At 33.9% G+C, this 15,890-nt stretch carries 15 protein-coding genes; 4 read left to right on the top strand and 11 right to left on the bottom strand.

Features of this window, described 5'->3' with window-relative positions; translation table 11 throughout:
- Window positions 1-254: 254 nt before the first annotated feature.
- From ACTJIW_RS10770 to ACTJIW_RS10745, 6 genes are all read right to left on the bottom strand, one after another.
- Window positions 255-1,337, bottom strand: coding sequence for a bifunctional 3-deoxy-7-phosphoheptulonate synthase/chorismate mutase type II (locus ACTJIW_RS10770; RefSeq protein ID WP_073410583.1), 1,083 nt, complete (start codon window positions 1,335-1,337; stop codon window positions 255-257).
- 13 nt (window positions 1,338-1,350) lie between these two features.
- Complete coding sequence (locus ACTJIW_RS10765) at window positions 1,351-2,205, bottom strand: prephenate dehydrogenase (protein ID WP_440716094.1); 855 nt, start codon at window positions 2,203-2,205, stop codon at window positions 1,351-1,353.
- Between the two features lie 93 nt (window positions 2,206-2,298).
- Window positions 2,299-3,444: a pyridoxal phosphate-dependent aminotransferase gene (locus tag ACTJIW_RS10760; RefSeq protein ID WP_440716095.1), complete on the bottom strand. Its 1,146-nt coding sequence runs from the start codon at window positions 3,442-3,444 to the stop codon at window positions 2,299-2,301.
- A gap of 177 nt (window positions 3,445-3,621) precedes the next feature.
- Window positions 3,622-4,449, bottom strand: coding sequence for a prephenate dehydratase (locus ACTJIW_RS10755; protein WP_012022608.1), 828 nt, complete (start codon window positions 4,447-4,449; stop codon window positions 3,622-3,624).
- A gap of 450 nt (window positions 4,450-4,899) precedes the next feature.
- Window positions 4,900-6,063, bottom strand: a complete 1,164-nt coding sequence (locus tag ACTJIW_RS10750) for a DUF1501 domain-containing protein (RefSeq protein WP_440716096.1) — start codon at window positions 6,061-6,063, stop codon at window positions 4,900-4,902.
- Between the two features lie 12 nt (window positions 6,064-6,075).
- Window positions 6,076-7,473, bottom strand: a complete 1,398-nt coding sequence (locus ACTJIW_RS10745) for a DUF1800 domain-containing protein (protein ID WP_440716097.1) — start codon at window positions 7,471-7,473, stop codon at window positions 6,076-6,078.
- Between the two features lie 261 nt (window positions 7,474-7,734).
- On the opposite strand from ACTJIW_RS10745, the gene ACTJIW_RS10740 reads away from it, so the two are divergent.
- Entirely contained in the window at window positions 7,735-8,301 is a 567-nt protein-coding gene (locus tag ACTJIW_RS10740; RefSeq protein WP_012022611.1) for an imm11 family protein, read from the top strand.
- A 269-nt stretch (window positions 8,302-8,570) separates the two neighbouring features.
- Here the strand turns inward: ACTJIW_RS10740 and ACTJIW_RS10735 are convergent, their stop codons facing one another.
- From ACTJIW_RS10735 to ACTJIW_RS10725, 3 genes are all read right to left on the bottom strand, one after another.
- Entirely contained in the window at window positions 8,571-10,964 is a 2,394-nt protein-coding gene (locus ACTJIW_RS10735) for a ribonucleoside-diphosphate reductase subunit alpha (RefSeq protein WP_440716098.1), read from the bottom strand.
- 264 nt (window positions 10,965-11,228) lie between these two features.
- Entirely contained in the window at window positions 11,229-12,206 is a 978-nt protein-coding gene (locus ACTJIW_RS10730) for a ribonucleotide-diphosphate reductase subunit beta (protein ID WP_012022613.1), read from the bottom strand.
- A 337-nt stretch (window positions 12,207-12,543) separates the two neighbouring features.
- Window positions 12,544-13,113, bottom strand: a complete 570-nt coding sequence (locus ACTJIW_RS10725; protein WP_012022614.1) for a DUF3109 family protein — start codon at window positions 13,111-13,113, stop codon at window positions 12,544-12,546.
- A 409-nt stretch (window positions 13,114-13,522) separates the two neighbouring features.
- Between ACTJIW_RS10725 and ACTJIW_RS10720 the strand changes: the two genes are divergently transcribed.
- From ACTJIW_RS10720 to ACTJIW_RS10710, 3 genes are all read left to right on the top strand, one after another.
- Entirely contained in the window at window positions 13,523-14,101 is a 579-nt protein-coding gene (locus tag ACTJIW_RS10720; RefSeq protein ID WP_012022615.1) for a MarC family protein, read from the top strand.
- A 106-nt stretch (window positions 14,102-14,207) separates the two neighbouring features.
- A complete protein-coding gene (locus ACTJIW_RS10715; RefSeq protein ID WP_012022616.1) occupies window positions 14,208-14,408 on the top strand; it encodes a hypothetical protein in 201 nt (66 codons plus the stop codon).
- A gap of 2 nt (window positions 14,409-14,410) precedes the next feature.
- Window positions 14,411-15,016, top strand: coding sequence for an FAD-dependent oxidoreductase (locus ACTJIW_RS10710; protein ID WP_121360003.1), 606 nt, complete (start codon window positions 14,411-14,413; stop codon window positions 15,014-15,016).
- Between the two features lie 95 nt (window positions 15,017-15,111).
- On the opposite strand, the gene ACTJIW_RS10705 is transcribed toward ACTJIW_RS10710, so the two are convergent.
- Both ACTJIW_RS10705 and ACTJIW_RS10700 read right to left on the bottom strand, forming a co-directional pair.
- Window positions 15,112-15,429, bottom strand: coding sequence for a hypothetical protein (locus tag ACTJIW_RS10705; protein WP_440716099.1), 318 nt, complete (start codon window positions 15,427-15,429; stop codon window positions 15,112-15,114).
- 89 nt (window positions 15,430-15,518) lie between these two features.
- The gene (locus tag ACTJIW_RS10700; protein ID WP_149206149.1) at window positions 15,519-15,884 is read right to left on the bottom strand and encodes a nuclear transport factor 2 family protein; all 366 of its coding nucleotides are present in this window, start codon (window positions 15,882-15,884) and stop codon (window positions 15,519-15,521) included.
- Window positions 15,885-15,890 lie beyond the last annotated feature (6 nt).

Raw genomic sequence — 15,890 nt, 5'->3', positions numbered from 1 at the left:
ATTTTAGATTGCTCATTTCAGATTTTAAATTCAAAACTTAAATCTTCGCAAAGATAAATGAATAATTTTAAACATAGCCCACGATTGAAACCACGGGTTATATTATAAAAAACAAAAATCCCCGCTACATCTTTCAAAGTAACAGGGATTTTAAAAAAACAATCTATTTTTAAAATCATGATATAAGAAAACTCAAGGTCAAAATTTAGAATAAACTCAAATTAACTTATATCACTTATATAATTTAAAGAAAATTATGCGTTGAAAATTTTCTCTTGGTGACCAATACTTTCCTGGTGAATTGCTTTAAACATTCTTAAAACGAACTCTTCAGTAAGCCCTTTTTTCTCGCCTTCTAAAATCATTTTTCCTAAGATTTCGTTCCAACGGTTGTTTTGAAGAATCGCAACGTTTGCATCTTTTTTCACCTGACCAATTTCGTCAGCCACTTTCATACGTTTTCCTAAAAGCTCTAATAAGTTAGCATCAAGTACGTCGATGTTAGCTCTTAGTTTAGTCATTTTTTGGCTGTACTCATCTGTAGTATCATCTGTTTTTCTGATAGTCAAATCTTTAATGATTTGTTTCAAAGCATCAGGAGTAACTTGCTGTGCAGCATCAGACCAAGCATTATCTGGATCGATGTGAGTTTCGATAATCATACCATCGTAATTCAAATCTAAAGCCTCTTGAGTTACTTCGAAAATCATTTTACGATCTCCAGTAATGTGAGATGGATCGATGATTAATGGTAAATCAGGGAATTTATTTTGTAATTCGATAGCAATCTGCCATTCTGGAATGTTTCTGTATTTTGTTTTTTCGTAAGTAGAGAAACCTCTGTGAATAACTCCTAATTTCTCGATTCCAGCCATGTGTAAACGCTCAACACCACCTAACCATAAAGCTAAATCCGGGTTTACAGGGTTTTTAACCAAAACGATTTTATCAGTTCCTTTTAAAGTATCAGCAATTTCCTGAACTGCAAAAGGGTTTGCAGTTGTACGAGCACCAACCCATAATACGTCGATATCGTGTTCTAAAGCTAGTTTACAGTGCGCTGCAGTTGCAACTTCAGTACCCATTAATAAACCAGTTTCAGCTTTTGCTTTTTGTAACCATTTTAATCCAATTTCTCCAACACCTTCAAATCCTCCTGGACGAGTTCTTGGTTTCCAGATTCCAGCTCTGAATACACTAACTTTTGAATCTTTTAATTCATGAGCGATTTTTAAAACCTGATCCTCTGTTTCTGCACTACAAGGTCCAGCAATCACAAGTGGGTGATTTAAATTGAAATCTTCTAACCACTTTCTCATTTCTTTCTTATTTTCCATTTTATTATAGTTTTTACTTTTTAATTAATCCGTTTAATATTTCTTTTATTTTATTTGTGCTTTCCATTTCTTCAAAAATGGCGTTATAATCTTCTTCTTTCAACAAATCCCTAAACCGACTGAGATTTGAAATATAAGCTTCTAAAGTTTCCAAAACGTGTTCTTTATTCTGCTTAAAAATCGGCGTCCACATGGCTGGTGAACTTTTTGCTAAACGAACGGTGCTCTCAAATCCACTTCCTGCCATATCAAAAATATCCTGTTCGTCTTTTTCTTTATTCATTACCGTTTTCCCAAGCATAAACGAACTAATGTGCGATAGATGCGAAACGTAAGCAATGTGTTTGTCATGCGAAACCGGGTCCATATATCGAATCCTCATTCCTATTTCGCTGAAAAGCTTTAATGCCTTTTCCTGCAATTTAAAAGTGGTTTTTTCCACTTCGCAGATAATGTTTGTTTTTCCTTTAAACAAACCTCTTATTGCCGCCGAAGGTCCTGAAAACTCCGTTCCCGCTATCGGGTGTGTGGCGATAAAATTTCTTCTTTTCGGATGACTTGCTACTGCTTCACAAATTGGTTTTTTAGTCGACCCAACTTCAAAAACAATTGTTTTATCTCCAACTAAATCCAGAACTTTTGGCAGAACCGTTAAGGCAACATCCACAGGAACCGAAACAATTACAAAATCAGCTTCAGCCAAATCTCCAAAACTTCCTGCTTCGTCGATAACTCCTAAATCAATGGCTTCCTGCAAATGCTTTTCGTTGCTGTCGATTCCAAAAATGGTCGAATCAGGATGTTGGTTTTTAATGTCCAGCACCATCGAACCGCCTATTAATCCTATTCCTATTACGTATACTTTCATATTTCTTTTTCTTTTTTGTCATTGCGAGAACGGGCGCCACCTCACTAACAATTGACTCAGCAAATGTGATTGCTTCGTTCCTCGCAATGACTTCTAAAATCGATCAATCGCTTCTTGTACTTTTTCTTCTTTCACACACAATGAGAATCTGATATATCCTTCACCATTGCTTCCAAAAATGGTTCCCGGTGTAATGAAAATATGTTTCTCATATAATATTTCGTCAATGAACTTTTCTGCTGATTCAATTCCTTCTGGCAATTTCGCCCAGACAAAAAGTCCAACTCCTTCTTTATATACTTTACAGTTTAACTTTTCAGCTAATTTTTCTGTTAATTCTCTACGGCGTCTGTAAATTTTGTTTTGGTCTTCAAACCAGGATTTATCACATTTTAAAGCTGCAATAGCGCCTTTTTGGATTCCGTAATACATCCCGCTGTCCATGTTGCTTTTTACTTTTAGAACCGCATCGATAATTTCAGCATTTCCTAAAACCATTCCGACTCTCCAACCAGCCATGTTGAACGTTTTACTTAGTGAATTCAATTCTAAAGCCACCTCTTTCGCACCTTCAACCTGCAATAAACTCATCGGATTATCATTCAAAACAAAACTATACGGATTATCATTAATCAATAATATGTTGTGTTTTTTAGCAAAAGCAACCAATTTTTCAAATAACGCTAAACTTCCTCTAGCTCCTGTCGGCATGTGCGGATAACCCAGCCACATAATTTTTACTTTCTCCAACTCTAATTTTTCTAAAGCTTCGAAATCTGGTTCCCATCCGTTTTCTTCTTTTAAATCATAATAAACCGGAATTGCCTGAACCAAATTGGTTACCGAAGTATAAGTTGGATAACCTGGATTTGGAATTAAAACGTGATCGCCTTCATTTAAAAATGCTAACGAAATGTGCATAATTCCTTCTTTCGAACCCATAAGAGGTAAAATCTCATTATTTGGATTCACTTCAACACCAAACTGATCACGATAAAAATCTGCCATCGCCTGCCTCATTTCTGGTAATCCCTGATAGCTTTGATAACCATGCCCGTTTTCGTCTTGAATTGCGGCAGCGACTGCTTCAATTACTGCTTTTGACGGGCTCAAATCAGGGCTTCCAATTCCCATATTGATGATCGATTTTCCTTCAGACATCAGCTGTCTCACTTCTCTCAGTTTTGATGAGAAGTAGTATTCTTCAACTGTGTCTAATCGTTTTGCTGTTGTAATCATTTTTTTTAATTTTTGCTATATGCTTTAAGCCTTAGGCTCTATGCTTTTTCTTTTTTGATCTGTCACCCTGAGCGAAGTCGAAGGGCTTTCCAATTGGAACGTAGGCTTCGACTTCGCTCAGCCTGACAATCTAAAATCTTATTTCGTTAATCTTCAATCTAAAATCAACTTTAAGACTTAAGGTCTGGTGTTTTTATATTCTCCCAATACTTTAAAATATTCTGCCATTATATTTAATAATGCTTTGGCTTTTGCAAAATCTTCGTATTTCTCAAATGTTACATCTACAAAGAATGAATATTTCCAAGGCGTTTCAATTTTTGGAAGCGACTGGATTTTTGTCAAATTCAGTTTGCAGTCGCTCATTACATTTAAAACCGCTGCTAAGCTTCCTCTTTTATGATCCAATTCAAATTTGATTGACGCTCTGTTGATTTCGCTTTCCGGCAAAAATGAATTTTGCTTTTTAATGATTACGAAACGTGTCATATTGTTTTTAATCGTTTGAATCGATGACGCGATAATATCAAGATCGTACATTTCAGAAGCTGTTACACTTGCAATCGCTGCAATTCCGGTTAACTGCTTTTCCTGAATTCTTCTAGCTGTTTCTGCTGTATCTTTATCCTCAATCAATTTGATATTTGGATATTGTTTCAGGAAATCCATACACTGCAAAAGTGCCATTGGGTGCGAATGAACTTCTTTTATATCTTCAATTTTCTGACCTTTTAAAGCCATTAAATTCTGCTGAATGTTTAAATAATGCTCTCCAATTATGTGCAGATTGTTCTTGTCAATCAATGCATAATTCGGGATAATCGGCCCTGCAATTGAATTTTCGATCGCCATAACAGCCTGATCAGATTTTCCGGCAATAAGGCTGTCGATCAATTCTTCAAAAGACAAGCATTCATCAATATCCACATTTTCAGAGAAATACTCTTTTACAACCTGATGATGAAATGATCCTTTAATACCTTGTATTGCAATTTTCGTTGTCATATAGTCAAAAAAAAATCCTGATTTGCATCAGGATTGTATATTAGTTTTATTTGTCTTAAAATTTTTCTCAAATAACCATAGCACAATCCTCACTTCTACTAAAGAAGAAATAAAAAGAGTTGCTAAAATAAAAACGGTTACTTGCCATTTTGTTTGTGTTTTGTTTTAAATTCTCTGCGAATGTATAAATTATTTTTAGTGCACCAAAAAAAAGATTGCATTTTATGAAACAAAAAAGGATTTCTTAACAAATTTAGCAGGTTTTGTATGATAATATAAAAATATGGGCTTAAAATGAGATATTTATAATAAGGTTCTGAGGTTCTAAGTTGCTGAGATGCTAAGTTTTTTTCGCCACGAATTCACGAATTAGCGCAAATCTCTGTACAATTAAATCTAATTTCACAGATTTTAAAAAATAAAATTCGTGAATTCGCAACTATCTTCTAATCAAAACAATCCCGAAACTGGTTTATTTGCAATTCCAATTTTAGAATAATCGAAGTTCATTTTTTCTTTTAATAAAGAAGCGTACACACTTCTAAAATCAATTTCGTATTTCAAGTCACCATTATCTAAGTCTGCCAGATTTGGATTTTTTCCTAAAATTGTTCCTTTGTTGTTTCCTCCTATTATAAACATTGGTGCAGCAGTTCCGTGATCTGTTCCGTTGCCGTTGTCTTTTACTCGTCGCCCGAATTCGGAAAAAACTACAACTGTTACATTTTGTAATAATTGTGACTGTTTTAAATCAGAATAAAAACTGAATAAAGAATCATTTAAATCAGTCAATTTTCGTTCATGAATCGCAAGCTGATTATCATGTGTATCAAATCCGTTGAGCGATGTGTAATACACTTTCGAGTTTAGGTTTCCTTTTATCAATCGAGCAATCCATTCCAGGTTTTTCGATAATTCAGTTTTCGGATAACTGATTTCCGTTTTTGATTTTGCTAAAGCTTTCTGAATTTCATCTGAACCTTCGGTAACCGAATTGGCAATTTTTCGAACAAAATCCAAATGCGGATTTTGAGACAAAGTCACATTTTCTTCTTTTGATTTTACTTTAAAACGATCCGGATCTTTTACGGTTATAAAATTAGGCTCTACTCCTTTTAAAGCTAAATTATCAATTGAATCCAAATTGATTCCGGCTGTCGCTTGATGTCCATTGCATTGCAAATCCAGAAATCTTCCGAGCCAGCCTTCATTCCTATATTTATTAGAATCGGTTGCCGTTTGCCAGATTTCCTGACTTCTAAAATGCGAACGAATTGGTTCTGGATAACCTACGTTTTGAATCACGGTTAAATCTCCGTTTTGCTGCATTTGGGCAAAATCTTTTAACGAAGGATGAAATGCCATTCCATTATTCTTACCAACAACCAAATCTTTATTTAAAGCAATCTTGATTCGTAAATCATAATACAACGGATCATCGTAGGGAATAAAAGTATTTAAACCATCGTTTCCGCCATTCAACTGTACAAAAACGACACATTGTTCTCCTACAATCAAATTGTTCTGAGAACCAAAAGCGTGCAAAAAATCAGGAAGCACAAGTAATCCGCCTGTAAAAGTTCCTGTCAGTGTTAGAAAATTTCTTCTGTTCATGATTACTGCTTTTTAGATTAATTGATATTCTGGAAGTTTAGTGATATAATTAAAAAGTCTGACTACAGCAAAATCGGCGTGTGGATCTTTGGGATCAAAATCGTATTTCAAAAGATTTTCCATGTCTTTCTGAGCCGAATCACTGACGGCAAATAATAACCGGTCTGATAATTCAGAAATAATCGTTTTGTTATTTCCTTCTGAATCAAAATTGACTTTTACCGCAGTTTTTTCATATTCTGACTTTTCTTTTTCAACTCCGTTCATCATCGTTTTCAGAACTTTTCTATTCAGACTTTTTCCACTGCATAATAAATCGGCTGTATTATTTCTTTGGAGATAAATCTGCGAAGTGAGCCAGGAATTTCCGCCATCCCAGCCTTTTACATTTACCTGATTGTACAAATCCATTCCCTGCTGTTTTATAAACGCCATAATTGCGGCGTCATTAACATTTTCCATCTGCAATTCGTCACATAGCTGTAAAATATAAACCAGCGGATTTTTGATTTTATTCCCTGAATTCTCTTTTTTAAATTCTTCTGTAAAAATTTTAGTCAATAAAGGTTCAATCTCAAACTTTTGCTTTCGGAAATAATCTCCATAATAAACCACCAAATCTTCAGGCGGATTATCATAAATAAACCATTTCAAAATTTTTCGCGTAATGAGATACGGAATGTTTTTTTGTTCGAAAATAATATCGACTAAATCATCTGCTTTCCAGTTTCCGGTTTTCCCGAAGTAAATTTTATCGCTGTTGTCTTCAATATTTTTTCTATAAACGGCACCTTCATCACCAACATTTAAACCAGCCAAAGCTTTTGCACCGTTTTTTATATCATCTTCTGTATAATTTCCAATTCCAATTGTGAATAATTCGAGTAATTCACGGCTTAGGTTTTCGTTTACTTTTCCTTTTTTATTATCGCCATTATCGAGATATCGAACCATTGCATTCGATTTTAGAATCTGCTTGGTTAATTCTTTAAAATTGCCAAAAGCATTTTCGCGCAAAATCATATTGTGCTGATAAATCCAGTAATTGATTTTTACTTTTTGAGAAGTGGAAACAAAATGATTGTGCCAAAAACAAACCATGTTTTCGCGAAGCGGCAATTCATCGGTGCGCATTTTAGCAATCCACCATTTTTTGAATTCAGCAGTTGCTTGATTTTCTTTTTTCTGAATTTCTTTTTTGGTTTCGGGGTCTGAAGTTTTGATTATTTCCCGAACTTGTTTCAACTCTAAAGTGGTTTTAGGCTGATCATGCATAAAGTCTGGAAGTGTTGTATCAAATTTTGAATTATAAGATTGCTTTAGAAATTTTTCTAAGCCGAGTTTTTCAATTTTTGAAGTTTGTTTTCCTGAAAAACCTAATCGTAAGGACCAAAGACTGCTTTTTTTCATCGTTCAGAAATTATTACAATAAGACTCGACTTTCTTTTAAAGGTTTAATTTTAAAAAGATTCTGAGATACTTAGTTACTAAGTGATGAGTTTTGAAAAGTCTTTGGTAATAATTAGAACGCAGGTTTTTTGGGGATATTATAATGAAACCTAACAATGAAATTTATTTGCTTTTAAAACATGGATAAAATGTCTTAATTTATTATTCTAAAACCTTCTAAGGCCTTTTTTTCCTCCCTAATAAATTTAAATTTACACCAAAATGAATATTACAAAACTTTGGAAAATGAATATTTATAAAATTGGTTCTGATTATGAAAATTATAGGTTTTTACTACCACATAATGACGACGGATTAGTAAGTACTGATGGCACATCCTTAATTAAGGAATGGAAACCTTGCGATTATACTTTGTTTAAAGACCCGAGAAAGAAAACTGACAAACGAAAAACTGATTTCAAAGCTAGTTGCTACTACCCAGGAGTATTAATTATTGAAAAAAGCTGTAAAGACATTTTCACAAAGCTCTCTGAAAACAGTATTGAATATTTAGAAATTAATACTCCTGAGCTTATTAATTTCTTTTATGTTGCTAATATAATTAAATCAGTTAATACTATTGAATATGAAGGACTCTCACAAGAAAACCTTATTAATTCATTCAAAAATGGCACTATAAGATTTAAACTAGAAAACATTGGTAATAAAGATTTTTTTCGAGACAAAAAATTTAGCTCATTTTATTTTTGTACACAGAAATTTATTAACACAATAAATGAAGCCAATATAACTGGTTTGAGATTTACAATTGCAGGTATAGCTCTTTAAACATTAGAGCTACTAAGACATTAAGTTTTGAAAAAGTCTTCGGCACTAATTACAACTGGAAATTTAGAGATATTAAACAATCATGATCCATATACCGCCTGGTTTCAACCATGGGAAACGGATTGGGGAAATACTTTGTGTTCCCGTGGTTGAAACCACGGGCTATGTTTGAACAAAAAGCTATAACAAAAAAGCAGTTATCATTACGACAACTGCTTTTTATATATCAATTTAAAAATCTCAGATCTAAACTCTAAAATCTAAAATCATTAAGACCCGCACATTTCACAATCCTCAGGATCTGCTGCTTGTGCTTTTAAAAGCATCGCTTTGTAATCCTCAACGCTGATTGCTTCAGTTTCCTGAACTAAAGATGGTGCTGTTTCTTCTTTTTTATCGTTGTTTAATGTGAATTTAATCGCATCTACAGCCGCTTTTGTTCTTAGGTAATACATTCCTGTTTTTAAACCTGACTGCCAAGCGTAGAAATGCATTGACGTTAGTTTAGAATAGTTAGCATCCTGCATGAACAAGTTCAACGATTGAGACTGGTCAATAAAATATCCTCTTTGACGAGACATATCGATAATATCTTTCATCGACATTTCCCAAACTGTTTTATAAAGATCTTTTAAGTCTTGCGGAATCTTATCAATATTTTGAACAGATCCGTTATGACGCATAATTTCTTGTTTCAAGTCTTCGTTCCATAAACCTAATTTTACTAAATCTTCTAGTAAGTGTTTGTTTACTACGATGAACTCTCCAGACAATACACGACGTGTGTAAATGTTTGATGTATAGGGTTCAAAAGCTTCGTTGTTTCCAAGAATCTGAGAAGTCGATGCAGTTGGCATTGGCGCCACTAACAAAGAGTTACGAACTCCATGCTCTACAACTTCTTTTCTTAATGAAGCCCAGTCCCAACGGCCTGATAATTCTTCATCTTTCATTCCCCACATATTGTATTGGAATTCTCCTTTAGACATTGGCGAACCTTCAAAAGTTGAATATGGTCCTTCTTCTTTTGCCATTTCCATAGAAGCAGTTACAGCAGCGAAGTATAAAGTTTCGAAAATCTCCTGATTTAATTGTTTAGCTTCATCACTTGTAAACGGCATACGCAGCATAATGAAAGCATCTGCTAAACCTTGCACACCTAAACCTACTGGACGGTGACGCATGTTAGAGTTTTCTGCTTCTTTTACTGGGTAGTAGTTTCTGTCGATTACTTTATTCAAGTTACGAGTTACACGCTTTGTAACATTGTAAAGTGCTTGGTGATCGAATTCTCCGTTATCAATAAACATTGGTAATGAGATAGAAGCCAAGTTACAAACTGCAATTTCGTCTTTAGATGTAAACTCCATAATCTCTGTACACAAGTTAGAAGAACGGATAGTTCCTAAATTCTTGTGGTTCGATTTACGATTTGCTGCATCTTTATACAGCATATATGGCGTTCCAGTCTCGATTTGAGATTCAAGGATTTTCTCCCATAACTCACGAGCGCGGATTGTTTTTCTTCCTTTACCTCTAAATTCGTAATCCGTATACAATGCTTCAAATTCATCTCCGTAAACATCATATAATCCCGGACATTCGTTAGGACACATTAAAGTCCAAGTTGAATCTTCCTGAACACGTTTCATGAATAAATCTGAAGTCCACATAGCGAAAAATAAATCTCTCGCACGCATTTCTTCTTTTCCTGTATTTTTCTTTAAATCCAAGAAATCAAAGATATCAGCATGCCAGGTTTCGATATAAATCGCAAAACTTCCTTTACGTTTTCCACCACCTTGATCTACATAACGAGCTGTATCGTTGAAAACTCTCAACATCGGAACAATTCCGTTTGAAGTTCCGTTTGTACCGCGAATGTAAGATCCTGTTGCACGAACGTTATGAATAGAAAGTCCAATTCCTCCCGCTGACTGCGAGATTTTTGCTGTTTGTTTTAATGTATCGTAAATTCCGTCAATACTATCATCCTGCATTGCTAAAAGGAAACAAGAAGACATCTGCGGTTTTGGCGTTCCTGCATTAAACAACGTTGGCGTTGCATGTGTAAAGAACTTTTTAGACATTAAATCGTAAGTTTCAATAACCGATTTTAAATCGTCTAAGTGAATACCAACAGAAACACGCATTAACATGTGCTGCGGACGCTCTACGATTTTTCCGTTTATTTTAAGAAGATAAGAACGCTCTAAAGTTTTGAAACCAAAGTAATCGTAATTAAAATCTCTTGTGTAAATAATGTGAGAATCTAAAAAGGCAGCATTTTCCTGAATCACTTTGTAAACATCATCAGCAATTAACGGTGCATCCTGACCGTTTCTTGGGTTTACATAGTTATACATATCTTTCATCGTTTCAGAGAAAGATTTTTTTGTATTAGAGTGTAAATTTGAAATTGCCACACGCGCCGCTAATTGTGCATAATCCGGATGGGCAATTGTCATAGATGCTGCAGTTTCTGCTGCAAGATTATCCAATTCAGAAGTCGAAACTCCATCATACAATCCTTCGATAACTCTCATCGCTACCTTTACCGGATCTACAAGCTCGTTCAAGCCGTAGCACAATTTTTTGATTCTTTCTGTAATCTTATCAAACATTACGGGCTCTCTGTGGCCATCTCTTTTTACTACATACATAAGCTTACCTTTTATAGTTATTGAAAAAATGAAAGTAACTAGAAAACGAATCCTAGCACCTAAACATTGCGTGTTTTTAAATTAATTTTAGAGAATTACCAAATTCTCAATAGTTACCTGTTTCAAATTCGAAAATCGAATTTAAATACGTCAAAAATTGCTATTGAACCTGCGACTTGGGGAAAGAGATTCAACCTTAAAAAAATAATCTGTAATCTTTTTTAGTATCTCTAGAAGATAGACACTAAAAGTATTTTTTGTTGTCTAAAAATCTGCATCAAATGAAATTTTCTGAGCATCGCTGTCTGTGTTCATCACACCAGATTTTTGATACTCTGCAACACGTTTTTCAAAGAAATTAGTTTTTCCCTGAAGAGAAATCATGTCCATGAAATCAAATGGATTCGCTGATCCGTAAACACGTTCGCATCCTAATTCAACCAAAAGCCTATCGGCAACAAACTCTAAATACTGTGTCATTAAACCAGCATTCATACCAATTAAACTTACCGGAAGAGATTCAGTTACAAACTGTCTTTCGATATCCAATGCATCAACAATAATTTCTTTGATTCTTTCTTTTGGTACTTTGTTTACCAAATGGTGATTGTGCAGGTGAACTGCAAAATCACAATGTACGCCTTCATCACGAGAAATCAATTCATTAGAGAATGTTAAACCTGGCATTAGGCCGCGTTTTTTCAACCAATAAATTGAACAGAAGGCACCAGAGAAGAAAATACCTTCAACTGCTGCAAAAGCAATAAGTCTTTCAGCAAATGAATCTGACTCGATCCATTTTAAAGCCCATTCTCCTTTTTTAGCAATCGCAGGAAAAACTTCCAAAGCATTAAACAATTCCGTTTTCTCAGCTTCGTCTTTCACATAAGTATCAATCAATAAAGAATAAGTTTCACTGTGAATGTTTTCCATCATAATTTGGAAACCATAGAAAAACTTCGCTTCAGCATATTGAACTTCGTTTACAAAGTTCTCAGCAAGATTTTCGTTTACGATTCCGTCAGAAGCTGCAAAGAATGCTAAAATATGTTTAATGAAATATCTTTCGTCATCATTAAGTTTGTTGTTCCAATCTGTTAAATCCTGGTGCAAATCGATTTCTTCAGCAGTCCAGAAACTAGCTTCCATTTTTTTATACCATTCCCAAATATCATGATGTTTGATAGGAAAAATAACGAAACGATTTTTGTTTTCTTGTAAGATTGGTTCTACTTGAGACATGACAATTTTTGTTTAATTTTTATACCGAATTTTTTGCTAATTCAATAGACTACAAAGATTGTTATTTAACGCCAAAAATAAAAGCCAAACTTATTCACAATCTGACGTAGTTTTTAACAACGTTAAATTTTTGAGACATTTTTCATACAATAATTAATTTACTGTAAATGAAACGCTTAAAACCAACAATCACACCTTTAAGCCCTGTAAAATATAGACTTTTTAATATAAAAAGCAAGAAATTTTAAATACTTTTAAAAAGTTTTTTTTGAGTCAAAACTTTATTTTTTTGAGTCAAAAAAAGCACAAAAAAAGCCTAATAATAAGGCTACTTTTTTTATGAATTTTTAAGTTCTTCAGCTACTTTTTCGAGCTCCAAATACCAGTCTTCTCCAAAACGGCGGATCAGTGCTTCTTTTACAAATTTATAAACCGGAACTTCTAATTCTTTTCCTAAAGAACAGGCATCGTCACAAATATCCCATCGGTCATAATTAACCGCAGCAAATTCTGTGAAGTCTTTTACCCGAATTGGATATAAATGACATGAAACTGGTTTTTTCCAATCTACGATTCCTTCATTATAAGCTTGTTCGATACCACAAAGCGCAGTTTTGCCGTCAAAAATCACATAAGCACAATCCTTATTATCAATAAGTGGCGTTTCAAGATCCCCGTCGGTTCCTGTTACCCAGGTCCCCTGCGCTTCGATTGCTTCGATCCCCTCTTTTCGCAAAAAGGGTTTTACCTTCGGATAGATTTCTTCTAAGATTTTAGTTTCAGCCTCATTTAAAGGCGCACCCGCATCTCCATCAACACAACAAGCTCCTTTACAAGCAGACAAGTTGCACACAAATTCTTTTTCCAGAATGTCTTCTGAAATAATAGTTTTACCTAACTGAAACATGATATAAAATACTCTAATTTATAAAGTGCAAAGATAGTCAAAGAAAATAGATATATTTTCATTCTTTTTGTCACGCAGATTTAGCAGAAAAAGCAGATAAAAAAAAGATTTATTTTATTTGGTAAATCTTAAAAACGACGAAAATTATTCCATACGGCATATTAAATAATTAAGAAAAATTAAAAATCTGCTCAAATCCGCCAAATCTGCGTGAAAAATTTTTATACTATCCAAAAAAAATCTCCTAAGTTGCCTTTGATTTAGCAATCTAAATTACACAATTGTTACAAATATCACTTTTTTAACCAATAAAACATGTTTTTATAACAAAAATACATCGTATCGAAAAAACACCTAACTTTATTATCTACTTTTGCAGCAGTTTTTAAACCCTTAAAATCAAAGCGATATGTTAGAAATCGATTTTAAAGAAATCATTACAGTAAGTATGGTGCTTTTTGCAGTAATTGATATTGTTGGTTCAATTCCTATTATTGTAAACTTAAGAGCAAAAGTCGGGCACATCGAATCTGAAAAAGCTTCTATTGTTGCCGGAGCTATTATGATTGTTTTTCTTTTTGTTGGAGAAGGCTTATTGAACTTAATTGGTATTGACGTGCATTCGTTTGCTGTTGCGGGTTCATTTGTATTGTTCTTTCTGGCGTTAGAAATGATTTTAGGAATTAGAATTTATCGTGACGAAGAACCGGGTTCTGCTTCTATTGTACCGCTGGCCTTTCCTTTAATTGCCGGAGCGGGAACTATGACAACTTTACTTTCGCTTCGTTCACAATTTCATACCATTAATATTATTACAGCTATTGTATTGAATATTATATTGGTTTATATCGTTTTGAAGTCTTCTAAAAAAATCGAAAATTTGTTAGGAGAAAACGGACTTGGCGTGGTTCGTAAGACATTTGGTGTTATACTTTTGGCTATTGCTGTTAAATTATTCGCCGCTAATGTTAAAGGTTTGTTTGTCTAACAATTATTTTTATACTTTTACCCCCAATAAATTTATAAAATACAACTTTAAGACATTTTTTATTAAAGTTTTACTTTGATATTTTTAGACAAAATAAACAACCAATATGAAAATCTTCACTTCAATCTTAGTGCTTTTAGCATTAGCTTTAATTGTTTTTAATATTACGTTATTAGACTTTTCAAATCCTTTTCAGGGTGACAGCATGGTAGCTTTTATTGGAATCGCAGCTTCTTTTTGCGCCGTATTGATTCTTTTGATTTTTAGAATTTCTAAAAGAATTGAAGAAAAAACAAACGGCAGATAATAATGTTTGACGTTTTAATTATCGGCGGAGGCGTATCTGGAATGTCTTGTGCCCTAGTCTTAGGATCTGCAAATAAAAAAGCTTTTGTTACCGACAAGAAAATCGGAATTTTTACACATCAGAAAAACTCTTCTTTACAAGAGGCAATTTTCTACAATGCTTATGGAATAACGCCGGGAAAACTGGGTTCTGAACTACTTACAGAAAGTGTGCAGGATTTAGCAGCGTCTTACCCGCATATTGAACAAATTGCAAACGAGAAAGTAATTAAAATTGAAGGCTCTTTTCCTTCGTTTACTGTTGTTACTAACAAAAACTCGTACCAAACAAAAAATATAGTAGTCGGAATTGGTTCTGCTAACACTTTTGATATTGAAGGTCTAATGCAGTATGTTGAACCTCATAAAAAAGCACTTCCGGAAAAACAGCGTATTCAGCTTAAAAACGAAGATCATAAAGTCGCTGACGGCATTTATGTTATTGGAACTTTAGCCGGCTGGAGAAGTCAATTGGCCATAGCTGCAGGAAGCGGTGCTGCTGTTGCTACAGACATTTTAACTTTATGGAATAACGGCGTACAGACTCATTCACACGACAGCATTCGATAAAATTCAAACATATAAAAACCATTAAGAGATTAAGAAAAAAGCTGTAAAGCTTAATAAACTTAATCTCTTAATGGTTTTTATATTTTATGTTTCTCTTATTTTACCGAAACTATCTGTGTTACCTTAATATGATTTTCATCATCGGTTTTCCAGATTTCTCCTTTTAAAGAAACTACATCTCCAATTTTTAATTGTTTGTAATTCTGTGGTCCGCCAACATTTACGATGCTGATGGTCGCAAAATACACTTCTTTTGCATCTGTATTAATTTTTGCCGTATAACCGTCTTTTCCTGATTCAATCGATTCTACTTTTCCTGAAACTGCACTATTCGCATTATTTTTCATAGTGGTGCAAGAAATTACAAAAGCCATTAGAAGCACAAGGAAACTTATTTTTTTTAGATTTTTCATATTTTGAATTTAACCGCGAAGTTAGCAAAGGTTTACGCTGGGTTCGCTAAGTTTTATTTTAAGTTTATATTATTTATTCTTTCCAATATTTATGCCAGCTGCACACAGCTTCCGGCAATAACTTTTAAATTATCATCAAATTGTTTCCAGACTCTGATATATTTTAAAACGCCATTTATTGGATTGTTATCGTACGTTCCTTTTAACGAAACTGTAACAGCAACAACAGCCGAATCACCGATTACATTAATAATTTGATCTGACGCTTCGAGCGAATCGATTTTCATTTTTCCCGAACGATAGGAATTCAAATCAAACTCTTTTGTAATGGTTTGACCATCTGGCATATTAAAAAGCAAATCATCATGAAGAAGTTTTTCCAGAACAGCAATATCAGAATTTCTAATTGCTGTTAAAAGTTCTATTTCGGCAGTTACAATTGAGTTTTTTTCCATCAAATG

Source organism: Flavobacterium sp. 22659 (assembly GCF_052044235.1).
In the GTDB taxonomy this organism is placed as follows: domain Bacteria; phylum Bacteroidota; class Bacteroidia; order Flavobacteriales; family Flavobacteriaceae; genus Flavobacterium; species Flavobacterium johnsoniae.
Note: the sequence above shows the minus strand (reverse complement) of the source record. Positions and strands in the feature narration are given on the sequence as shown.

Excerpts from the sequence above, each read along its gene's own strand:
- ACTJIW_RS10770 (WP_073410583.1), bottom strand. The coding sequence starts at position 1,337 with ATGGAAAATAAGAAAGAAATGAGAAAGTGGTTAGAAGATTTCAATTTA.
- ACTJIW_RS10765 (WP_440716094.1), bottom strand. The coding sequence starts at position 2,205 with ATGAAAGTATACGTAATAGGAATAGGATTAATAGGCGGTTCGATGGTG.
- ACTJIW_RS10760 (WP_440716095.1), bottom strand. The coding sequence starts at position 3,444 with ATGATTACAACAGCAAAACGATTAGACACAGTTGAAGAATACTACTTC.
- ACTJIW_RS10755 (WP_012022608.1), bottom strand. The coding sequence starts at position 4,449 with ATGACAACGAAAATTGCAATACAAGGTATTAAAGGATCATTTCATCAT.
- ACTJIW_RS10750 (WP_440716096.1), bottom strand. The coding sequence starts at position 6,063 with ATGAACAGAAGAAATTTTCTAACACTGACAGGAACTTTTACAGGCGGA.
- ACTJIW_RS10745 (WP_440716097.1), bottom strand. The coding sequence starts at position 7,473 with ATGAAAAAAAGCAGTCTTTGGTCCTTACGATTAGGTTTTTCAGGAAAA.
- ACTJIW_RS10740 (WP_012022611.1), top strand. The coding sequence starts at position 7,735 with ATGAATATTACAAAACTTTGGAAAATGAATATTTATAAAATTGGTTCT.
- ACTJIW_RS10735 (WP_440716098.1), bottom strand. The coding sequence starts at position 10,964 with ATGTATGTAGTAAAAAGAGATGGCCACAGAGAGCCCGTAATGTTTGAT.
- ACTJIW_RS10730 (WP_012022613.1), bottom strand. The coding sequence starts at position 12,206 with ATGTCTCAAGTAGAACCAATCTTACAAGAAAACAAAAATCGTTTCGTT.
- ACTJIW_RS10725 (WP_012022614.1), bottom strand. The coding sequence starts at position 13,113 with ATGTTTCAGTTAGGTAAAACTATTATTTCAGAAGACATTCTGGAAAAA.
- ACTJIW_RS10720 (WP_012022615.1), top strand. The coding sequence starts at position 13,523 with ATGTTAGAAATCGATTTTAAAGAAATCATTACAGTAAGTATGGTGCTT.
- ACTJIW_RS10715 (WP_012022616.1), top strand. The coding sequence starts at position 14,208 with ATGAAAATCTTCACTTCAATCTTAGTGCTTTTAGCATTAGCTTTAATT.
- ACTJIW_RS10710 (WP_121360003.1), top strand. The coding sequence starts at position 14,411 with ATGTTTGACGTTTTAATTATCGGCGGAGGCGTATCTGGAATGTCTTGT.
- ACTJIW_RS10705 (WP_440716099.1), bottom strand. The coding sequence starts at position 15,429 with ATGAAAAATCTAAAAAAAATAAGTTTCCTTGTGCTTCTAATGGCTTTT.
- ACTJIW_RS10700 (WP_149206149.1), bottom strand. The coding sequence starts at position 15,884 with ATGGAAAAAAACTCAATTGTAACTGCCGAAATAGAACTTTTAACAGCA.